Raw genomic sequence first — 21,264 nt, 5'->3', positions numbered from 1 at the left:
TTTTTATTTAACTAGGAGGGTATAACAATGAGCGGAATTATAGCGACATATTTAATCCATGATGATTCACATAACTTAGAAAAAAAGGCCGAGCAAATTGCACTCGGTTTAACAATTGGCTCTTGGACTCATTTGCCACATTTATTGCAAGAACAATTAAAACAGCATAAAGGCAACGTCATTCATGTTGAGGAATTAGCTGAACACGAACATACAAATTTGTATTTACGTAAAAAAGTAAAACGCGGGATTATTAAAATCGAATATCCATTATTAAATTTCAGTCCAGATTTACCAGCAATTTTAACAACTACATTCGGAAAACTATCACTTGATGGCGAAGTGAAATTAATTGATTTAACTTTTTCAGACGAGTTAAAAAAACATTTTCCTGGCCCAAAGTTCGGCATAGATGGTATTCGAAACCTTTTACAAGTACATGAGCGTCCTCTTTTAATGAGTATTTTTAAAGGGATGATTGGACGAAATATTGGGTATTTAAAAACACAATTACGCGATCAAGCAAATGGTGGTGTAGATATCGTAAAAGATGATGAGATATTATTTGAGAATACATTAACACCTCTTACGAAACGCATTACATCTGGAAAAGAAGTTTTACAATCTGTATATGAAACGTACGGGCATAAAACGTTATATGCCGTAAATTTAACAGGACGAACTTTTGATTTAAAAGAAAATGCGAAACGTGCAGTGCAAGCTGGTGCTGATATTCTATTGTTTAACGTATTTGCTTACGGACTAGATGTACTACAATCACTTGCAGAAGATGATGAAATCCCAGTTCCTATTATGGCACACCCTGCTGTAAGTGGCGCTTACTCAGCATCCAAGTTATATGGAGTTTCATCTCCATTATTACTCGGCAAGCTACTACGTTACGCTGGCGCTGACTTTTCATTATTCCCATCTCCATACGGGAGTGTTGCGCTAGAAAAAGAAGAAGCTCTTGCTATCTCAAAATATTTAACTGAAGATGACGCATTTTTCAAGAAAAGTTTTTCTGTTCCATCTGCTGGTATTCACCCTGGTTTCGTTCCCTTTATCGTACGAGATTTTGGTAAAGATGTTGTGATTAACGCTGGCGGCGGGATACACGGACATCCGAATGGGGCGCAGGGCGGCGGTAAAGCTTTCCGTACTGCGATTGATGCTACTTTGCAAAATATACCTCTCAATGAAGTAGATGACATAAATTTGCATAGTGCACTACAAATATGGGGAAATCCCTCTCATGAGGTGAAATTATGAGTATTCAAGTATTTTGTGATTTCGATGGCACGATTACAAATAATGATAACATTATGTCCATTATGGAAAAATTCGCACCACCAGAAGCTGAAGAAGTAAAGAATAAAATATTATCACAAGAGCTATCTATTCAAGAAGGTGTTTCTCAATTATTTCAATTAATACCTACTAATCTACACGATGATATTATTCAATTTTTAATAGAGACTGCTGAAATCCGTAGTGGTTTTCATGAATTTATACAATTTGTAAATGAGAATAACATTTCTTTTTATGTTATATCAGGTGGAATGGATTTCTTCGTCTACCCACTCTTACAAGGAATCATTCCAAAAGAACACATTTACTGTAATGAAACTGATTTTTCAAGTGAATACATTACCGTTAAATGGCCTCACCCTTGTGATCATCACTGTCAAAACCATTGCGGATTATGCAAATCATCTTTAATCCGTAAATTAAGTGATACGAATGACTTCCATATTGTAATTGGAGATTCCATTACTGATTTACAAGCTGCGAAACAAGCAGATAAAGTATTTGCTCGCGACTTCCTTATTAAAAAGTGTGAAGAGAATCATATCGCTTATACACCTTTTGAAACATTTCACGATGTTCAATATGCATTAAAACATTTGTTGGAGGTGAAATTATGAAACAACTTTTTCGTCAATGGTATGACTTAAGCGAGATTAAAAAAGAATTAACAATACGAAATTGGTTTCCTGCAACGAGTGGTAATATTTCTATAAAGGTTAGTCATGAACCACTCACTTTTCTCATTACAGCAAGTGGTAAAGATAAAACAAAAACTACTCCAGATGATTTTCTATTAGTAGATCATCTAGGGGTTCCCGTATTAGAGACTGAGTTACGTCCTTCAGCAGAAACAATATTGCATACACATATTTATAACAATACGAATGCCGGATGCGTACTTCATGTTCATACAACTGATAATAATGTCATCACAAATTTATATAGTGATGCAGTCACCCTTCAAAATCAAGAAATTATTAAAGCTCTCGATATTTGGGAAGAAGGCGCAATAATTAACATTCCTATTATCGAAAACCATGCTCATATCCCAACGCTTGGTGAAAACTTCCGAAAGTATATACAAGGCGATTCGGGAGCAATATTAATCCGTAACCATGGTATTACCGTATGGGGCCGAGATAGCTTTGATGCAAAGAAAAGATTAGAAGCTTATGAGTTTTTATTCCAATTTCATATAAAACTATTATCAATTCAAGGAGGCGTTTCTAATGGCGCAAATTCGTATTCATGAAGTAAATACTCGCATTGAAAATGAAGTGGAAGTATGTAAATTTCTACAAGAGGAAGGCGTTTTATATGAGAAATGGAACATTTCTAAACTTCCTACTCATTTAAATGAAAACTATTCTTTAACAGATGAAAACAAAGCTGAAATATTAGCTGTGTTCTCAAAAGAAATCGCTGATGTTTCAGCGCGCCGAGGTTATAAAGCACATGACGTAATTTCACTTTCAAATAGCACACCTAACCTTGACGAATTATTAATTAATTTCCAAAAAGAACACCATCATACTGATGATGAAGTCCGCTTTATTGTTAGTGGTCATGGCATCTTTGCCATTGAAGGAAAAGATGGAAAGTTCTTTGACGTTGAACTTGAGCCAGGCGATCTCATATCTGTTCCTGAAAATGCAAGACATTATTTTACCTTGCAAGATGATCGTCAAGTTGTAGCTATTCGTATTTTTGTTACAACTGAAGGCTGGGTTCCAATCTATTAAGGTAGTTAGTTGAATAGAAGGACTTGGATCCCCTTTTCCAACCTTTTATTCACTCTACATATATACATCCTCCTATGGAACAGGCTTATTTCAAAAATGAAATAAGCCTGATTTTTATTTTCTCAAACATATGAGTCCTTCTATTTCAAAACAATCTCTCCTTCTATTTTTCAAGTGAATTTTTAACACTTTTCGAACATTTATTGAACTTTTTTTGAATTTTTTCTGAAAATTCTGTTTTATGTATGATATACTACAATTAAATAAGAAGGAAAAGAATATGGCAAACAGAGGGGGAGAATCATGAGTTTACTTATCGCACTTATACTAGGGGTTACATGTGGAGCACTTCCTGTTATTTTAGGAGCTATTATGGAAGAGTTAGAGGTTGGTGTTTTAGGTTTTGTCGCATCTTGTGTAAGCGCTTTATTTTTTGGTTTGTTCGGTGCTATTCCAGTTTCAATTCTCTGTGCATTTTATATAATACGCCATGCTCGTACAAAACAATTTGGCCCGAATCACATCGCGCAAGTTATTCCATTCCCAATTGAACGATGCCGCCGTGCTTCTAGCTTATAATTTTAATATACCTAAATAAACAAAAGTCCTCACATGAGGACTTTTATTTATTTTCTTCTAGAAATTGAAACAATTCTTGTAAATGCAAGGCGTCTTCACTATAGCTAACAGATACGTAACATATATCGTCAATCTCTGCTTGCATATAAAGATCAACTCCATCTCGATCATATTTCAATGCCAAGTAAAACTCCATTTCTTCCAGCATCTTTTTTGAAGTTCGAATAACGTAATGCCCATTTTCATCTCTTCCATATTCGAATTCCGGTTCAAAATCATATTTTTGTTTAAAAGCTTCTTTTTGTTTTTGATTAATCTGTATACAAGTTGCTCGTTGCACAGCATCAATCATCTCATCAAATTTTTGAAGATCCATTTCATTTACCCCCTTATGTATTTTTTGTATAACACTTGTGTTCCGCTATTCTCTTCCCCATCTTTTATTAGCTCTTCATACAATTCCTTCGCCAAACTTAAACCTGGTACTGGTAATTGCAATTTTTCAGCCTCATCTAAAGCAATCTTCATATCTTTCATAAAATGCTTTACATAAAAACCTGGTTCAAAATCTCCCTTTAACATTCGAGGAGCTAAATTACTCAATGACCAGCTACCTGCTGCTCCGGTTGAAATACTCTCTAATACTTTATCAGGATCTAATCCAGCCTTTTTCGCATAAGCAACAGCCTCACATACTCCAATCATATTAGAAGCAATCGCAATTTGATTGCACATTTTTGTATGTTGTCCACTTCCAGCTGGCCCTTGCAACTGAATATTTGTTCCTAGTTTTTCAAATAACGGTAAACATTTTTCATATATTTCTTTCTCTCCACCGACCATAATTGCGAGTCTTGCTTCTTTCGCACCAACGTCTCCCCCAGATACAGGTGCATCTAACGTATATATATTCTTACTTTTACCAGTTTCATTAATACGTTTTGCCAATGTTGGTGTAGATGTCGTGAAATCAATTGCTATCGTGCCTTCATTTGCATTCTCCAAAATTCCATCTATCCCAAAGTACACTTCTTCTACATCATGTGGATATCCAACCATAGTCATTACAACATCAACTTGCTTTACTAACTCTTTCGGTGTATCACACCAGTTTGCACCATCTTGCACTAAAGAGTCTGTTTTCGATTTTGTTCTATTATATACATATACTGTATGACCGCCTTGCATTAAATGACGCACCATACTTTTTCCCATAACACCAATACCGATGAAACCTATTGATACATTTTTACGTTCCATTTTCTCATCCCCTTCGTTCTAATAAATCATTTACCATCTTTCGAAACTCATTATTAAAATCATCATCTATACTATTTTTCACATTTGAAAATAAAATAACAAAAGTGCCTTTTTCTTTATTAAAATTATTGAAAGTGTTCCAACCAGATAGTACACCATGATTATGAAAATAATCCGGATATATGTAAAAACTAAATGCATACTTTCGTTCTGTTGAAGGTGAAAACATCGCTTGTATACTTTGTTCAGAAAGAAGTTTCCCATTTATAATCGCTTCGTCTAACTTCTTCATATCACCAACTGTCGTATACATCTCACCGCATCCGTATAACCAGTCCATTAATAATTTTTGTGCAGGTTCAAGTACATTCTCTTTCTTTACATATCCTTTAGTAAAATGCGGATCTCCCTGAGCCATATTTCCCATACCAGATTCATGCATTTCCGCTTTAGTAAATATATTTTCTTTTATGTAATCTCCTAAAGGCTTTTTTGATATGCTTTCTATAATATAGGCAAGCACCATATAATTATAATCTGTATATCTCCAACCTGTCCCTGGTGGAAATTCTAATTTTTGGCTTCCAATCCAATTTACTAAGTTTAGACGAGAAGCGGCATTCACTTTCCCTTTTCCGCTTTCTGGTAAACCTGATGTGTGTGTTAACAAATGATATAAAGTAATATTTTTATCTACTGGAAAAGAGGGAATATATTTATTTACATTATCTTGAATATTTAGCTTCCCTTGATCCTGCAGCTGTAAAATAGATGTAGCCACAACTGTTTTCGTAATAGAACCGATACGATATTTTGTTTGGGGCGTATTCTCTATCTTATTTTGAACATCAGCATACCCATATCCTTTATTTAATATAACATGCTCTTTATCTGTTACTAAAACCGTTCCATTAAATTGCTTTCCTATTAAATATTGATCTAACTTTTGAGATATACTAGCATAATCAATTTGCTGTCCTTCTTTTTTTTCTATATTCTCTTGTACCTCTGATTCAATAGTAGGGTTCACCTTAGTTGTTAATATGATACTTTCCTTTATATTGGGATTATAGAAAAAATAGTATACTCCACCACAAACTACAGCGGACAGCGAAGCCATCGTCATTATTTTCTTTATCATGTTGCTCCTCCATAATTCCTTCGTTCAAATTCCCCCTCACATTCTATTATCGAACAATAAAAAAAAATCGCAACAATTTGTTGCGAAAAATCACTTTTTTTCTTTTCTATATACGCACACTTGATTTTTCCCATTTTTTTTCGCTTCATACAATGCAATGTCCGCTCGTTGCATTAACTCTTCTCTTGTAATCCCTTTTTCATATAATGCAACTCCAAAACTCGCTGTTAATTTCGAGATTCCTGAGAATTGCTTTGTTTCAATGAAAAATCGTAATGATTCCGCAACCTGAAATGCTTCTTTTTCTACGGTATTCGTTACTAAAATAATAAATTCTTCTCCACCCCACCTAGCAAATACATGTTGCTCCTCCACTTTAGATTTCATGAGCTCTGCAAGCTGAATTAATGCTAAGTCACCAAAATCATGGCCATACGTGTCATTTACTGCTTTAAAATTATCTATATCAAATAAAATAAGTGCTATGTTTTCATTATTACGCATCGCATTATCCCATTCTGACTCTAGTATTTGTTGGAACTTCAAACGATTATAAATCTCTGTTAATGAATCTATCATAGCGAGCCTTTCTTGTTCTTGATAGATTTCATCTAATTCTGTAATCTCTGTACACTTCACAATAAATCTTGATAAATCTTCTGGCAATGGTGTCGCACGCAATAAAAAAGTTGACACTTCCCCTTCATAGTTGGACATCTTAATTCTTCTATCATATGATAATGTATCATCTAACCATGTTATATCATGAGTTGTTGAATAGTATCCATTTTCTCTAATAAAATGTTCAGCAAATACTAAATGTTGCTCACGATAGGCAAACAAATTTTCATATCCGAAAAACTCTAAAAAATTTGTATTACAATCAACAATCTCATCGTCTTCTACTATGAATAATAGATCGTTTCGAAAATCAAACATCGTTTGAAGTAGTTCTTGTTGCAAACTTACTTGTCGCACTAAAGAAAGCTGATACAAACTTTTATTCACTTCCTCTAACACCATCTGTGGAGTAACAGGTGCTACTACAATATTACGTATCCCTAACGTAAGCACATCTGTAAACTCACTTGATATTTGTTGATCCCAAATGACAATAAACGTACTCTGTGGATTATACATATTCTTTATATATTTTATTTGAGAAAAATCCGTTACATACATAATTACAATATGTGGCTTAGTCCTCTGAAACAACAATTCTCCTTCTTCAAAACTATTTGCTATAAACATACATTTAGGATGGATATTTTCTATCGTTTGTTGATGTGTACATCCATTTTCTATATAAAGGACATTTAACTGAAGATCTTGTAATACATTTTGGAAAACCGTATTCTCTAATAAAAAATGTAGTATGTTCATCACTAGTCTTCACTCACTTCATATATCTTGTTCTACTGAATTCCTCACAAACATTTTATAAAAGACTGTTCTCTAAAAACCTTAATGAGTGAGGGATCCATGTTAACAAGCTAATTGAGAATGTTCTCTTTTCTTTTTCACTCTATAAATTCCTTTTTTAGTGTATGAATATAGGAATTGTATCGTTTGTATGAATGCCCTAGCTTCCGCTTTAAAACTTGACAATTAAAATAAATATATTATATTCTTAAATTCGACAACTTACGAAATGTAAGTAGAATATATTACATGTATTTTTTCATTATTTGATATGTAATTTGGAGGATATATAATGACAAACGATAACTTTTTTAATGTTCTATATGAACGCACATCTACACGTGCATTCAACCCAGAGAAAGAAATTTCATCTACAGAGTTACACGAAATTTTAAAGGGAGCTGCTCAAGCACCTTCTGCTTGGAACTTGCAGCACTGGAAATTCCTTGTATTCCAAGGTGAAGATGTACAGAAACGATTACATCCAATTGCTTATAACCAGCAACAAATTCTTGATGCTTCTGCTGTAGTCGCTATTTTAGGTGATTTAGAAGCTTATAAAAACGTTGAACCAGTTTATGGCCCAATTGTAGAACAAGGATTTATGAAAGAAGAAGCAAAAGAGCGCTTAGCTAAAAATATTGAGTCTGCATATGCTCGTGAGCAATTTCCAAGAGATGCAGCCTTTTCAAATGCATCTTTAGCAGCAATGCAACTTATGCTTGCAGCTAAAGCAACTGGCTGGGATACTTGCGCTATTGGTGGATTCAATCCACAAGCACTTACAGAAGAGTTCAATGTTTCATCTCGCTACGTACCAATTATGCTTATTACAATTGGTGAATCAACTTTAAAAGGTCACCCTGCACCACGAATGAGCGTAGAGCAAGTGAGTGAATGGGCAAAATAATAAAGTGAAACTTTAATCAATATGAGGGGCTTACTGCCTACCAATAATAAAAAAGAAACGAAGGTAATTTCATTACCTTCGTTTTTTTTCTTCTGTCACACATCCGTAATATTACAATGTACGATTCGACATCTACACATAAAAAAATAGTAAAATTTATGCTATTTTCATATGTATAAATGACGTTTCATGTCGAATTTTGTTAAAGTATCGAAATATAACCGTGTGTTTTTGTTACAATTATGATACAATGATAACAAATAGATAACAAGAGAGGGATTTTCATTGAGTTCATACGGAAGCTTTATTGCACTTTTATGTTACATAGTAACTGTACTGCTTCTATATTTTATTGGCGATGCTGCAAACATTTCAGTATTACAATTTCCTAAAGAAGAAGCGTTCCAATTAGAATCAGAAAAACATACTGCACGATCCATCGTACCACTACTCCTAGCTCTTCCTGTATATATCATCGTTTTATATAAAAGCAAAAAAGTGTAAAGGCTACCTATTTCATTCATTTCGGTGGTCTTTACATTTTTTTGTGATATCTATCCCATTTTAAACATCATCCCGTAGTAAACACCCAGCTAGTCATTTAAAATGAGAAATTCCCCTAGAAAAAATTCCACTCTCTGTCCAGTCACTGACTACCGAACTTACATAGATTATAAGTGTGAAGGGGGTGATGAGGATTATGTTTGGATCATTTGGATGCTGTGATAACTTTAGAGACTGTCATCATCATGAAAGAGAGTGTGACCGTCGTGAGAAAGAGAAAGAAGTAGTTAAGCCACAACAACCAGCTGTATGTAACGTACTTGCTAGCATTTCAGTTGGAACAGAGCTTTCTCTTTTAAGCATTAGAGGTAACGGAACATTCAACAATGTAATTTTTGAAGGTTTCGCTAACGGTGTTGCTCTTTTCTCTGCTTTAGCTCGTAATAACAAAGACGACAAAGATAACAATAAAGACGATAAGAACAATCAAAACCGAAATACTTTTACTGGTATTTTACGTGTATGCCCAACTGATATCGTTGCTATCGCTATCTAGTTCTGTTCCTTATCCTCTATAGTAAGAAAACAAGATTTACTTTTCTCATAGAAAAAAACCTGAGACCGATTTCAAATCGACTCAGGTTTTTTTATTACTTATATGCTTTTAACTAGTTCAACAACTTCTTCAGCAGTTGACATCATTAATGCTTTTTCTGCTAATGTTTCCATTTCTGCTTTTGACAACTTGCTTAGTTGTGTTCTTGCAGGAAGAATAGATGTTGCACTCATACTGAATTCATCTAAACCTAATCCTAATAATAATGGGATAGCAAGTGAATCTCCCGCCATCTCACCACACATACCAGCCCATTTGCCTTCTTTATGAGCAGCATCGATAACCATTTTTACAAGACGTAAAATAGATGGGTTATATGGTTGGTATAAGTAAGATACTTGTTCGTTCATACGGTCTGCAGCCATTGTGTATTGGATTAAATCATTTGTTCCGATAGAGAAGAAATCAACTTCTTTTGCGAATTGATCTGCTAATACTGCTGAAGCTGGGATTTCAACCATCATACCCACTTCAATAGAATCAGAAACAGTTGTACCCGCTTCTACAAGTTTCGCTTTCTCTTCTAACAAGATCGCTTTCGCTTGACGGAACTCATCAAGAGTTGCAATCATTGGGAACATAATTTTTAAGTTACCGTATACGCTAGCACGAAGTAATGCACGAAGTTGTGTACGGAACACATCTTGCTCATCAAGACATAAGCGAATTGCACGGTATCCTAAGAATGGGTTCATTTCTTTTGGTAAATGTAAGTATGGAAGCTCTTTATCTCCACCGATGTCAAGTGTACGAACAACAACAGGTTGACCTTCTTTTACACCTTCAAGAACTGCTTTATACGCTTCGAACTGTTCTTCTTCTGTTGGAAGATTGTCACGGCCCATGTATAAGAATTCTGTACGGTATAAACCAACGCCTTCTCCGCCATTATCGATAATACCTTGTACATCATTTGGTGTTCCGATATTTGCAACAAGCTCAACGTGATGTCCATCGCTTGTTACAGTAGCTTGGTCTTTTAATTTTGCCCATTCAGCTTTTTGCTCTTCAAATTTCGCTTTCTTTTCTTCAAACGAGCGAAGAGTTTCTTCTGATGGATTTACAATTACTTCTCCATCTAAACCGTCGATGATTACGATATCGCCGTTTTGGATTTTCTCCATAACAACTTTCGTACCAACAACAGCTGGAATTTCCATAGAACGAGCCATAATTGCAGAGTGAGATGTACGTCCACCAATATCAGTTGTAAAACCTTTTGCATACTTACGGTTTAACTGTGCTGTATCAGATGGTGTTAAATCTTCAGCAATGATGATTACTTCTTCAGAAATTGTACCTGGATTTGAGAAGTTAATGCCTAGTAAATGTGCAAGAACACGTTTTGTTACGTCACGAATGTCCGCAGCACGTTCTTTCATATATTCGTTATCCATGTTTTCAAACATAGAAATAAACATTGATGCAACTTCATCCATTGCGAATTCAGCATTTACTTTTTCACTATTTACTTTATCTTTTACTGGGTTTACTAGTTCTGGATCATTTAACACTAATAAATGTGCTTCAAAGATCGCAGCTTTGTCAGCACCTAGCTCAGCAAAAGCGTGGTCCTTAATAGCTTCTAATTCAGTTTTTGCTTTCTCAAGCGCAGCATCTAAGCGTGCAATTTCTGCAGCTTCGTTTGTAATTGATTTCTTTTCGATGTTAAATTCAGGATTCTCAAGTCTGAAAGCCTTTGCAATAGCAATCCCACTTGATGCAGCGATCCCTTGAATGTTAAGAGTCATTATTCTCCTAATCCTTCGTTTTTCATAGTTTCTTCGATAGCTGCTAGTGCTTGAGCTGCATCATCACCATTTGCAGTGATTTTAATTTCTGCGTTTTGTTGAATGCCTAAAGACATAACGCCCATGATTGATTTTAAGTTAACGTTCTTTCCGTTATACTCTAAGTTAATGTCAGAACCAAATTTGCTTGCAGTGTTTACAAGTAGAGTTGCTGGACGAGCATGAATTCCTGAATCGCTAGTTACTTTAAAGATTTTTTCCATGATAATTTATCTCCTTTAAATTACAGTTTTTTTTAGTTGTATAGACGTGAGTACTACATCATCTATTGTATATAATAGGCGATGTTCGGTCAACCACATCGCCTATTATAATTATAAACATTTTGCGTCAAATTCCTACTGAATGTCAATAATAGCGTTTTCGCCCTTCTTAACATTTCCATCTTTTTTCAATTCGACTTGCTGCCCTTGTTGTAAATTCGTAAAGACAATTGGTGTAATGATAGATGGTGCATTTTCTTTTACAAATGCAAGGTCTACTTTTAATAATGGTTGTCCTTGTTTCACTTTGTCGCCTTGTGCTACAAGTGCTTCAAAACCTTCACCATTTAATTTTACTGTATCAATACCGAAGTGGATTAAAATTTCTTTTCCGCCTTCAGATTGAATACCAATCGCATGCTTTGTAGGGAATACGTTAACGATCTCACCGTTAACTGGAGAAACTACTGTTCCTTCTGTTGGCTCAATTGCAAATCCGTCTCCCATCATTTTCCCTGAGAATACTTGATCAGGTACTTCTGTAATCGGTAAGATTTTCCCTTCAATTGGTGAAACGATTGTTTCGTTTTCATCAACTTTTTTAGGAGCTTCTTCTACTTTTACAGGCTCTTCTTTTTCAACATGAGGTGTACGACCTGACATAATATCATGAATTTGTGATTTTAACGTGTCAGATTTCGGTCCGAAAATAGCTTGAATATTATTTCCAACTTCAAGTACACCAGCTGCCCCAAGCTCTTTTAAGCGATCTTTGTTTACATTCTTTTGTTCGTTAACTTGAACACGTAAACGAGTAATACAAGCATCTAAAGAAGCAATGTTTTCTTTACCACCAAGTGCAACTAATACTTCACGTGGAAGTTCACCAGCTTCTGCTTTTCCTGCGCCGTCATTCGCATTTGCTACTTCACGACCAGGTGTTTTTAAATTCCATTTACGGATTGCAAAGCGGAATCCGAAGTAGTAAATAACTGCTAGTACAAGACCAACAATAATTACCCACCACCATGCTGTACGGCCTGGTAGTACACCGAATAGCATAAAGTCGATTAAACCACCAGAGAATGTCATACCAATTTTAACACCTAAAATTTGCATTGTCATAAATGATAGACCAGCGAATACGGCGTGAATTCCGAATAATACTGGTGCTACGAATAAGAATGAAAATTCAAGTGGTTCTGTAATACCTGTTAAGAAAGATGTTAATGCAGCAGAACCTAAAATCCCAGCTGCTAATTTTTTATTTTCTGGACGTGCTTCGTGGTACATTGCTAATGCTGCTGCTGGAAGACCGAACATCATGAACGGATACTTACCAGTTGTAAATGTACCTGCTGTTAATTCTACACCGTCTTTTAACTGTGCCATAAAGATTTTTTGGTCACCACGGATTAATTCGCCAGCTGCATTTGTATACTGACCGAATTCGAACCAGAACGGTGAATAGAAAATGTGATGTAATCCAAATGGAATTAATGAGCGTTCAATTAAACCGAATATGAATGCTGCTATCGTTCTATTTGCATCAATCATTTGATGTGAGAACGTATTTAAGCCACCTTGAATGTATGGCCAAACGAAGCACATGATGATACCTACTACTAAAGAGAATGTTGCAGTTGCGATCGGTACGAAACGCTTACCTGCGAAGAAACCTAAGTATGATGGTAATTCAATATTGAAGTATTTATTGTAGCAATATGCCGCCACTATACCGACGATAATACCACCAAATACTCCCGTTTGTAGCGTTGGAATTCCTAATACGTTTGCATATGCTGGATCTGCAAATCCAATTTTTACTGGGTCTGCTCCAGAACTTGTTACTTTCACTAGCTTATCTACTTCTAAGAACACACTCATCGTTTTGTTCATAATTAAGTAACCGACGAATGCTGCTAAACCAGCTACTCCGTCTCCACCAGCTAAACCAATTGCTACCCCAACTGCGAATAATAATGCAAGGTTAGCGAAAATAATATCACCAGATTGTTCCATAATTTTTGCTACCATTACGAACCAATCTGCTTTTAAAGCAGGAATAACATTTGTTAACTGTGGATTTTGAAATGCATTACCAAATCCAAGTAAAATACCTGCTGCCGGTAAAATCGCTACTGGAAGCATTAACGCTTTTCCGACTTTTTGAAGAACACCAAAGATCTTCTTAAACATGGAAACCCTTCCTCTCTTATCTATATTGATACCTTCCGACAAACGCCAAAAAGACATGAGGAAAAAAAGATAGAACGATAGCTATACAAAGGGTAGTATATCCCTTTCTCAAGCTTACATTCCTTACTTTTCTCCACTCATGCCTGATCGAATCAGTAACACGTGTCAAAAATAGGTTTACGTATAAGTTCACTATAATTAAGGCAAACGTTTTCGTTATTTACCTTAATGTGTTTGTCGAAATTTGTATAACTTTGCAATAGTTATTATACATAACTATTGTAAGCGATTCAATCATTTTTTTTAACGTTTTCATTTTAGACAAAAATATATGTCTTTTTACACATGCTCTGCTTTCACTAAGCGCTGCAAATGCATCGTTAAATATATGCTTTCTGCTTCATAAACAGGAAGTTGCAATTCTTTTTGCATGACCTTAACTAGCTTCCAAGCTAAATTATAACAGACGGGATATTCCGCCTTTAATAAATCAGCAAAACTTTGTGATTCCTCTACTTTCTCCCCTTTTTTCACCCGTTCAATAGCATATTGCAAATGACGGATAAGGCGCAAATAGTGGATACTTTCTTGGTCTAATGTAATTTGTAAGTTTGTCTCAATTAAAGATACAAGCTGTGCAATGAGACGGGAGTTTTGATTAACTGAAGATAAATCTGAATTTGTAAGTGAACTGTAAATATGGAGTGCAATAAACCCAACTTCTCCTTCTGGCAATGTAATTTGCAAACGGGAATTTAAAAGGTCTACAACACCTTCAGCAATTTCATATTCCTCTGGATAGAGCATTTTCGTTTCAACTAAAAAAGGATTATCAATGGTAAGTCCTTGTTTTAACCGCTTAATCGCAAAAGAAATATGATCTGTTAAAGCGATATGAATATGTTCATTCAATGGTGATTTTGCTTTTTCTTGAATATAGAACATAATATCATTCATTAATTCAATTAATTTTTCACTCACATGTGGCACTAACAGTTTGTATTGTTCACGGTCACGTTCATTTTTTAAAACAAACATTTTTTCAATTTGTTCTTGCTCCAATACGTCTTTTGCTTTTTTCCCAAAACCAATTCCTTTACCAATCACTACTACTTCCTCATGTTCAGGATGGCTAGCAATGATGACATTATTATTTAAAACTTTTTTAATTTCTAGATAATTACTCATATAACACCACCCTCGTACTTAAATAGCCTGCTTTTATGTTACAGAATATTCTTCTTTGTCGTCAATGTAAAACATCTACCATTTCATAAAAATTCATTTTTTAGACATGTTTATATATGATGCGTATAATGTAAGAGCAACTGTACATAGAAAGGAGATAACAATATGATTAAAATGTTTGTAAGTGATATCGATGGTACAATGATGCAACACGGAGGATTAATTGACGAACAGGATATTGCAGCACTTCGCAGTCTTGCTAATCAAAATGTTATTCTTTGTTTCGCTTCCGGCCGACTAGATAATGAAATTGCAGACTTAATGAAAGCTGTAAATACAAATTTCCACCGTATTAGCGTAAATGGTGTTTTCGTATACACGAACGAAAACAAGCAACTACTATCGGCAACATTCGATTCGAGTATTCTACCTGATCTATTAGCAATGACAAATGAAGATCCTTATTTTCGTTATGTAAGTGATGAACATAATTATTACATTGAAGAGAAAACACCGTTTATTCATGAACTTGAACAACAAGTAACGATGACTTCCGTTGAAGAACCGCATCTATTAGAAAAGATTGATGATACTATTTTCCCAAATAAAATCTCAGTCGGCGGAACAAAGGAAAGTTTACAACTTCTTCAGAAAAAAATTGATGAAAAATTCCATGGAAAAGTTAGTACCTTCATTTCAGCAGAACAATGTTTAGATGTAATGCCACCTAATATTAGTAAAGGTTCTGCTATTTCTGTTTTATTAAAAGAGTTTCAATTACAACCAGAGGAAATTGCTTGCATAGGCGATTCTTATAATGATATTCCGATGTTTTCTTTAACTCCTCACAGTTTTGCTATGTCTCAAGCTGATGACGCAGTAAAAGAACACGCTCACTATGTAGTAAATACAGTTAAAGATGCTGTTAACCACGTAATTGCTCATAATAAAAATACGACTCACTCCTTGTAAGGATGAGTCGTATTTTTTCTTTACATGTTAAACAATTTGACATTTACTGTACTTCACAAACTGAAATATATTATTTGTTACGTGCGATGTTTGTAATAAATTTATAACGATCTCCACGATAAATACATTTCACGTACTCTAACGGTACTTCACCTTCTGAATATGACCATTGACGCATTACAAGTACTGGCGCCTTTTTAGGAATATGCAGATGTTCAGCTTCATTATCCGTTGCAATTGAAGCTTCAATTGATTGAGTAGCGCTAACAAGTTTAAAGCCCAGTTTTTTCTCTAAATGTTCATATAAAGATTGTTGCAATATTTCTTCGTTAATATCTTTTACAAGAGCTGGCGACAAATATGTCGTCTCAAAAGCAATCGGTTCATCATCAGCTAAGCGAATACGCCTCACTTCATAAACCGACTCTCCCTCCTGTATTCTCAGCCGGTCTGCTATTTTCGCAGTAGCTGGAACGAGGCGGAAACTTAATAATTGACTACTTGGGTTCATCCCACGAGAAATCATGTCTTCTGTGAATCCCGTCATTCCTTGCAATTTTTGTTCCACTTTCGGAAGTTGGACAAACGTACCGATTCCACGTTTCCGATATAAATAACCTTGTTCCACTAAATTATTAATCGCCTGTCTGATTGTCATACGACTCACTTCGAACTTATCGCAAAGTTCATTCTCAGATGGGATTTTATCTCCCGGCTTCCATTCGCCGTCCTCAATTAGCTGTTTCACCCACTCTTGAATCTGATAATAGATCGGAAATGGTGAATACTTGTCGATGTTCATCAGCAATCGCCTCACTGCATAAAGATAGAGCTTCTTGATCAGCGATTACGGTTACATTCGGATGACGTTGTAAAACTGTAGCAGGACACGCTTCACTATATTCACCTTGCAATAATTCTTTAACAGCTTCTGCCTTTTTAGCACCCATAGCAACAAGTAGAATTTGTTTCGCTTTCATAATACTTCCAATTCCCATTGTAATTGCATGAGTTGGCACATCTTCTTCTTTCTCGAAGAAGCGAAGGTTTGCTTGGCGTGTAGATTCTGTTAATTCAACAATGTTTGTTGGAGAATTAAACGGTGTTCCTGGCTCGTTAAATCCGATGTGACCGTTTTCACCGATTCCAAGAATCTGTAGGTCAACTGGGTTAGCAGCTAGAATGCCCTCATAACGTTTGCACTCTTCCTCTAAATCACTTGCCATCCCGTTTGGTACATAAGTTTGTTTAAATGGAAGATGATCAAACAACTGTTCTTGCATGAAATAATGATAGCTGTTTTTATCTTCATGTGGTAAATTTACGTACTCATCTAAGTTTACAGTGGTTACACGGCTTGTATCAAGTTTATTTTTTCGCATTTCTGCATAAATACCTAATGGAGAGCTTCCTGTAGCCATTCCTAATGTTGGATTTTCTTTTGTTTTTACAACTTCTTCAATTAATTTATAACCTGCTTCTGCTAGTTCTTCTGGAGTTTTTACAACAAGAATATTCATTTAATTACTTCCCTTCCTTCATATGAATTCCTAAACGAACTGTATCATATACATGTAAATCTTCATTCATCACAACAAAGTCTGCATCTTTTCCTACCGCTAACGCACCTTTATTATTTAATCCAAACTCTTCTGCCTGGTTAACTGATGTCATTAGTACTGCATCTTCGATTGAACAACCTGTAAATTCAATTACATTTCGGAAAGCTTGATCCATTTTTAGAATACTACCAGCTAACGTTCCATCTTCTAATCGTGCACTACCATCTTTTACATGTACTGGCTGTCCGCCAAGCTCATATAATCCATCTTCAAGACCTTTTGCACGCATTGCGTCAGTAATAACACTTACTTTTTTCGGGCCTTTTAATTTATATGCTAATTTCACCATATCAGGGTGAATGTGAATACCATCTGTAATTACTTCAACCATTACATCTGGATTTAATAACACATGACCAACAACTCCTGGTTCACGGTGATGTAATCCACGCATTTGATTGTATAAGTGCGTTGCATGTGTAATGTTTCTATTTTTTAGTTGTGCATCAATTGCATCTGTATGTCCCATTGTGCCAACAACACCAGTTTCAGCAAGGTACTGCTCAAACTCTAACGCACCTTCTTCTTCAGGTGCATATGTTACTAATTTAATTAAATTCCCACTTGCTTCCTGCCATTGTTTAAATTGTTCAATATTCGCAGGAACAATATGTTCAAGTGGTTGTGCACCTGCACGTTTTTTTGAAACATACGGTCCTTCTAAGTGAATGTATTCGAAATGTGCTCCTTTTTCTTTCGCTTCCTTCGCAGCATGTAATGCCGCTTCGATTGCTTCTGGAGCTTGTGTCATTGTTGTTGGGAAGTAAGTTGTAACTCCTTCTTTTAACATTTCTTTACCTAGAGTTACTAACCCATCGCTATTTGCATCCATCGCATCAATATCGTATCCACCATGAATATGAACATCAATCATACCTGGAATCACAATTTTCCCTGCTGCATCTAAAACCGCTTCATTTTCTTGTGATACATATTGAGCCATCAAACCAATTTCTTTAATTGTTTCTGCGTAACGAATAAATCCGTTTTCCACTACTTCTTGACCTGTATAAATTTTGGCATTGATGACAACTTGCGTTTTCATTTTCATCGATCCTTTCCCATGAAATACCTACTTGTTATTATTACCTTATTCGCCTAATTCCATCTTAATATATGCACGAGTAGTTGTCTATACATTCGAATGAAATTTCCTCTTTGTTTAACAAAAAGGAAGCTTAGTACATCTCTCGCAATTATAATATATGTTATTCATTTTTTTCAAAAAGGAACAATAGCATCTATCGTATAAATCACTTAAGTAATGGCATTAATCCGCTAGACCCGATTGTAATATGTTCGCCGTCTGTTTCCATTTCTACTGTACGTCTATTAGTTCCATACATCATTATACCATGCTGTTTTAATCGTCTCACTACACTTTGGTGCGGATGTCCATACGGATTTTTGCTCCCATATGAAAGAATCGCGAACTGTGGTTCTACCTTCTTTAGAAACATTTCACTTGTTGAAGTATAGGAGCCGTGATGTCCCACCTTTAAAACATCTGCATGTACATCAAATTGCTTTAATATTTCAGTTTCCGTCCGCACATCCGCATCACCCATTAATAAAAAATCTGCTTTTCCGTATCGTACCTTTAACACAATTGAAGATTCATTATTTTCATCTTTTGATTTCCCATTATTTAATACCTGTATGGAAACATGCGGATCTAGCGGGATGTATTGTCCTTCTTTTACTGAAACGAAAGGAATCCCTCTTTTTTTAATATGATTCCGATACGTATGATAAGTAAAAGAACTATATGTTTTTCCGCTATCTAATATAAGTGAAACCGGCATTTGCTCTACAATCGGAATGAGTCCTCCTATATGATCCATATCTGGATGAGTACTGACGATAGCATCTAAATGATTAATCCCTTTTTCAATTAGTTTTTGGATGATAACCTCACCAGCTTCATAAGGTCCCCCATCAATTAACATCGTTTGTCCATTTGGCAATATAATAAGTGTTGCATCACCTTGCCCTACTTTTAAGAAACTCACTTTCATTTTACCAAAATGTTGCCGCTGCATATGTATTGGAGACGCAGTATGAATAGACATCATATACCTTTTGGCCGATGTACTATTTAAAGAAAAGCATAACAAAACAGAAACTAACAATAAAATACTTCGCATACCTTTCATAACTCGTCTCCTTTTTTCAATTAGTATGGCACGGTATATAATTGATATACAAAAAAAGCTTAGCAAAATGCTAAGCTTTTATTTCGATATTTCTTGTAAAGAACCGAAGAATAAATCCGCTTCATTCATTTGTTCGTTTTCTTCAGAAAGCGGAGGTAAATCATCTAATGTTTTCAATCCAAACGTGTCCAAAAATTCTTTCGTTGTTCCATATAAAATAGGACGCCCAGGTCCTTCTGCTCTTCCCATTTCTTTTATAAGCAAGTGTGAAACTAACGTTTGTAACGCCTTATCGGTTTTTACCCCTCTAATCTCTTCCATTTCTGTTCTTGTGATTGGTTGACGGTATGCAACAATCGCTAACGTTTCTAAAGCAGCCTGAGAGAGTGAAGCAGCTGTTGGGATGTCTATTAATTTTTGATAATACGACGCATGTTCTTTCTTTGTAGCAAAACGATATACTTTTGCATACTGTACAATTTGCAAACCGCGATGTGCACTTTCACATTCTGTTTGCATTTCTTCTAAAATATCGATTACTTCGTTTCCTTCAATTTCAAGGACTTTCGCTATTTGTTCTGGATAAATCCCTTCATCTCCAGAAACAAATAAAAGCCCTTCAATGATTGATTTCTGTTCTGTTCTATCCATTTTACGAGCTCCTTCCTCCTATTTTCTCCATAAAAATACACATCAAAAAACCGAATCACAATCAATGCGTTCGGTTCAATATTTTTTCTCTTGTTCCAAACGATACATTCAAACTTAGCATGAGATATAATATATCTATCCCATTTTCCATACTAGATCTATGCTGATTTAATAGAGCTTGATACGAAAATTTCGTCAAAATTATGTTCTTGTTCAATTATGATTTGTTGATTTTTCATCAGCTCAAGAACCGCTAAAAATGTTACAACCATTATTTCTCGTTCATCATCAACAAATAAATCATAAAAACTTTGACGACCACCTTGTATTTCTAACTGCTTTAAAATATCAGTCATGCGCTGTTCAATTGGTATTTCTTGACGAGTAATACGTGTTGTTACAGGTTTCTTTGCTTTTTTTCGGCGCATTAATTTTTGAAACGCCGCTAGCATATCATATAACGTAACATCAAGAGGTAAGTTCGTCTCCTCTTCTTGTTGCAACGATGTAAAATCAATTGGCGGACGTGTATATAGCTGTGCTCTTTCTTGTTCTCTTTCTTTTAGTTCAGTAGCAACTTGCTTATATTTCTTATATTCAATTAACCTCTCCATCAATTCTTGACGAGGATCATCTATAAAGTCATCACCGTTATCAAGTACATCTTCTTCATGTTTCGGCAACAACATTTTACTTTTAATTTGTAATAACGTTGCAGCCATTACTAAATACTCACTTGCAACATCTAATTGTAGTTCTTTCATCGTGTGAACATAAGATAAATATTGCTCTGTAATTTCCGCTACAGGAATATTATATATGTCAATTTCATAACGATGTATTAAATGTAACAATAAATCTAAAGGCCCTTCAAAAGCCTCTACTTTAAAATTATACTGCACAAAGCATCCCACCACATTTTTTCTATAACAACATAAGTATAGAGCATACTCATGTTCTATCCAACCTTTTTAAGA

At 35.2% G+C, this 21,264-nt stretch carries 23 protein-coding genes; 9 read left to right on the top strand and 14 right to left on the bottom strand.

Features of this window, described 5'->3' with window-relative positions; all coding sequences use genetic code 11:
- Positions 1-27 precede the first annotated feature (27 nt).
- From mtnW to AC3WTI_RS18590, 5 genes are all read left to right on the top strand, one after another.
- Positions 28-1,272, top strand: coding sequence for a 2,3-diketo-5-methylthiopentyl-1-phosphate enolase (mtnW, locus tag AC3WTI_RS18610; RefSeq protein WP_087956813.1), 1,245 nt, complete (start codon positions 28-30; stop codon positions 1,270-1,272).
- A complete protein-coding gene (locus AC3WTI_RS18605) occupies positions 1,269-1,928 on the top strand; it encodes a 2-hydroxy-3-keto-5-methylthiopentenyl-1-phosphate phosphatase (protein ID WP_087956814.1) in 660 nt (219 codons plus the stop codon). The genes mtnW and AC3WTI_RS18605 overlap by 4 nt, the downstream gene beginning before the upstream one ends.
- Entirely contained in the window at positions 1,925-2,563 is a 639-nt protein-coding gene (locus tag AC3WTI_RS18600) for a methylthioribulose 1-phosphate dehydratase (RefSeq protein WP_097841177.1), read from the top strand. Before AC3WTI_RS18605 ends, AC3WTI_RS18600 begins: the two co-directional genes overlap by 4 nt.
- Positions 2,541-3,053: a 1,2-dihydroxy-3-keto-5-methylthiopentene dioxygenase gene (locus AC3WTI_RS18595; RefSeq protein ID WP_097841178.1), complete on the top strand. Its 513-nt coding sequence runs from the start codon at positions 2,541-2,543 to the stop codon at positions 3,051-3,053. Before AC3WTI_RS18600 ends, AC3WTI_RS18595 begins: the two co-directional genes overlap by 23 nt.
- 303 nt (positions 3,054-3,356) lie before the next feature.
- The gene (locus tag AC3WTI_RS18590) at positions 3,357-3,632 is read left to right on the top strand and encodes a hypothetical protein (RefSeq protein WP_087956817.1); all 276 of its coding nucleotides are present in this window, start codon (positions 3,357-3,359) and stop codon (positions 3,630-3,632) included.
- 43 nt (positions 3,633-3,675) lie between these two features.
- Here the strand turns inward: AC3WTI_RS18590 and AC3WTI_RS18585 are convergent, their stop codons facing one another.
- The 4 genes from AC3WTI_RS18585 to AC3WTI_RS18570 all read right to left on the bottom strand — a co-directional run bounded on the left by AC3WTI_RS18585 (position 3,676) and on the right by AC3WTI_RS18570 (position 7,416).
- Positions 3,676-4,008: a DUF3909 family protein gene (locus tag AC3WTI_RS18585; protein ID WP_087956818.1), complete on the bottom strand. Its 333-nt coding sequence runs from the start codon at positions 4,006-4,008 to the stop codon at positions 3,676-3,678.
- Between the two features lie 5 nt (positions 4,009-4,013).
- A complete protein-coding gene (locus AC3WTI_RS18580) occupies positions 4,014-4,892 on the bottom strand; it encodes an NAD(P)-dependent oxidoreductase (protein ID WP_087956819.1) in 879 nt (292 codons plus the stop codon).
- A 4-nt stretch (positions 4,893-4,896) separates the two neighbouring features.
- Positions 4,897-6,033, bottom strand: a complete 1,137-nt coding sequence (locus AC3WTI_RS18575) for a serine hydrolase domain-containing protein (RefSeq protein ID WP_142305863.1) — start codon at positions 6,031-6,033, stop codon at positions 4,897-4,899.
- Positions 6,034-6,123: 90 nt separating this feature from the next.
- The gene (locus AC3WTI_RS18570; RefSeq protein WP_142305864.1) at positions 6,124-7,416 is read right to left on the bottom strand and encodes a GGDEF domain-containing protein; all 1,293 of its coding nucleotides are present in this window, start codon (positions 7,414-7,416) and stop codon (positions 6,124-6,126) included.
- A gap of 331 nt (positions 7,417-7,747) precedes the next feature.
- Between AC3WTI_RS18570 and AC3WTI_RS18565 the strand changes: the two genes are divergently transcribed.
- From AC3WTI_RS18565 to AC3WTI_RS18555, 3 genes are all read left to right on the top strand, one after another.
- Positions 7,748-8,365: a nitroreductase family protein gene (locus AC3WTI_RS18565; RefSeq protein WP_000180385.1), complete on the top strand. Its 618-nt coding sequence runs from the start codon at positions 7,748-7,750 to the stop codon at positions 8,363-8,365.
- 285 nt (positions 8,366-8,650) lie between these two features.
- The gene (locus AC3WTI_RS18560; RefSeq protein WP_000100487.1) at positions 8,651-8,869 is read left to right on the top strand and encodes a hypothetical protein; all 219 of its coding nucleotides are present in this window, start codon (positions 8,651-8,653) and stop codon (positions 8,867-8,869) included.
- Positions 8,870-9,065: 196 nt separating this feature from the next.
- Positions 9,066-9,425 (top strand): DUF3915 domain-containing protein, encoded by a 360-nt coding sequence (locus AC3WTI_RS18555; RefSeq protein ID WP_087956821.1) that lies wholly within the window; start codon positions 9,066-9,068, stop codon positions 9,423-9,425.
- 98 nt (positions 9,426-9,523) lie between these two features.
- Here the strand turns inward: AC3WTI_RS18555 and ptsP are convergent, their stop codons facing one another.
- The 4 genes from ptsP to glcT all read right to left on the bottom strand — a co-directional run bounded on the left by ptsP (position 9,524) and on the right by glcT (position 14,886).
- A complete protein-coding gene (ptsP, locus tag AC3WTI_RS18550; protein WP_000174207.1) occupies positions 9,524-11,236 on the bottom strand; it encodes a phosphoenolpyruvate--protein phosphotransferase in 1,713 nt (570 codons plus the stop codon).
- A complete protein-coding gene (ptsH, locus tag AC3WTI_RS18545; RefSeq protein ID WP_000411080.1) occupies positions 11,236-11,499 on the bottom strand; it encodes a phosphocarrier protein HPr in 264 nt (87 codons plus the stop codon). Before ptsH ends, ptsP begins: the two co-directional genes overlap by 1 nt.
- 135 nt (positions 11,500-11,634) lie before the next feature.
- Positions 11,635-13,698: a PTS glucose transporter subunit IIABC gene (ptsG, locus tag AC3WTI_RS18540; RefSeq protein ID WP_087956822.1), complete on the bottom strand. Its 2,064-nt coding sequence runs from the start codon at positions 13,696-13,698 to the stop codon at positions 11,635-11,637.
- Positions 13,699-14,037: 339 nt separating this feature from the next.
- Positions 14,038-14,886, bottom strand: coding sequence for a glucose PTS transporter transcription antiterminator GlcT (gene glcT, locus AC3WTI_RS18535; RefSeq protein WP_048530854.1), 849 nt, complete (start codon positions 14,884-14,886; stop codon positions 14,038-14,040).
- A gap of 165 nt (positions 14,887-15,051) precedes the next feature.
- Between glcT and AC3WTI_RS18530 the strand changes: the two genes are divergently transcribed.
- Positions 15,052-15,858, top strand: coding sequence for a Cof-type HAD-IIB family hydrolase (locus AC3WTI_RS18530; RefSeq protein ID WP_087956823.1), 807 nt, complete (start codon positions 15,052-15,054; stop codon positions 15,856-15,858).
- A gap of 70 nt (positions 15,859-15,928) precedes the next feature.
- Here AC3WTI_RS18530 and phnF read toward each other — a convergent pair whose 3' ends face one another.
- The 6 genes from phnF to AC3WTI_RS18500 form a co-directional block, all read right to left on the bottom strand.
- Positions 15,929-16,660, bottom strand: a complete 732-nt coding sequence (gene phnF, locus AC3WTI_RS18525; protein ID WP_002194085.1) for a phosphonate metabolism transcriptional regulator PhnF — start codon at positions 16,658-16,660, stop codon at positions 15,929-15,931.
- Positions 16,590-17,378, bottom strand: a complete 789-nt coding sequence (gene nagB, locus AC3WTI_RS18520) for a glucosamine-6-phosphate deaminase (RefSeq protein ID WP_048530857.1) — start codon at positions 17,376-17,378, stop codon at positions 16,590-16,592. The genes phnF and nagB overlap by 71 nt, the downstream gene beginning before the upstream one ends.
- Before the next feature lie 4 nt (positions 17,379-17,382).
- Positions 17,383-18,525, bottom strand: coding sequence for an N-acetylglucosamine-6-phosphate deacetylase (gene nagA / locus AC3WTI_RS18515; RefSeq protein ID WP_016086448.1), 1,143 nt, complete (start codon positions 18,523-18,525; stop codon positions 17,383-17,385).
- Between the two features lie 208 nt (positions 18,526-18,733).
- Complete coding sequence (locus tag AC3WTI_RS18510; protein WP_087956824.1) at positions 18,734-19,636, bottom strand: ComEC/Rec2 family competence protein; 903 nt, start codon at positions 19,634-19,636, stop codon at positions 18,734-18,736.
- Positions 19,637-19,714: 78 nt separating this feature from the next.
- Complete coding sequence (scpB, locus tag AC3WTI_RS18505; protein WP_087956825.1) at positions 19,715-20,287, bottom strand: segregation/condensation protein ScpB; 573 nt, start codon at positions 20,285-20,287, stop codon at positions 19,715-19,717.
- A 158-nt stretch (positions 20,288-20,445) separates the two neighbouring features.
- Positions 20,446-21,189 (bottom strand): segregation/condensation protein A, encoded by a 744-nt coding sequence (locus AC3WTI_RS18500; RefSeq protein ID WP_048530863.1) that lies wholly within the window; start codon positions 21,187-21,189, stop codon positions 20,446-20,448.
- Between the last annotated feature and the right edge of the window lie 75 nt (positions 21,190-21,264).

Source organism: Bacillus sp. EB106-02-03-XG38 (assembly GCF_058792175.1).
Note: the sequence above shows the minus strand (reverse complement) of the source record. Positions and strands in the feature narration are given on the sequence as shown.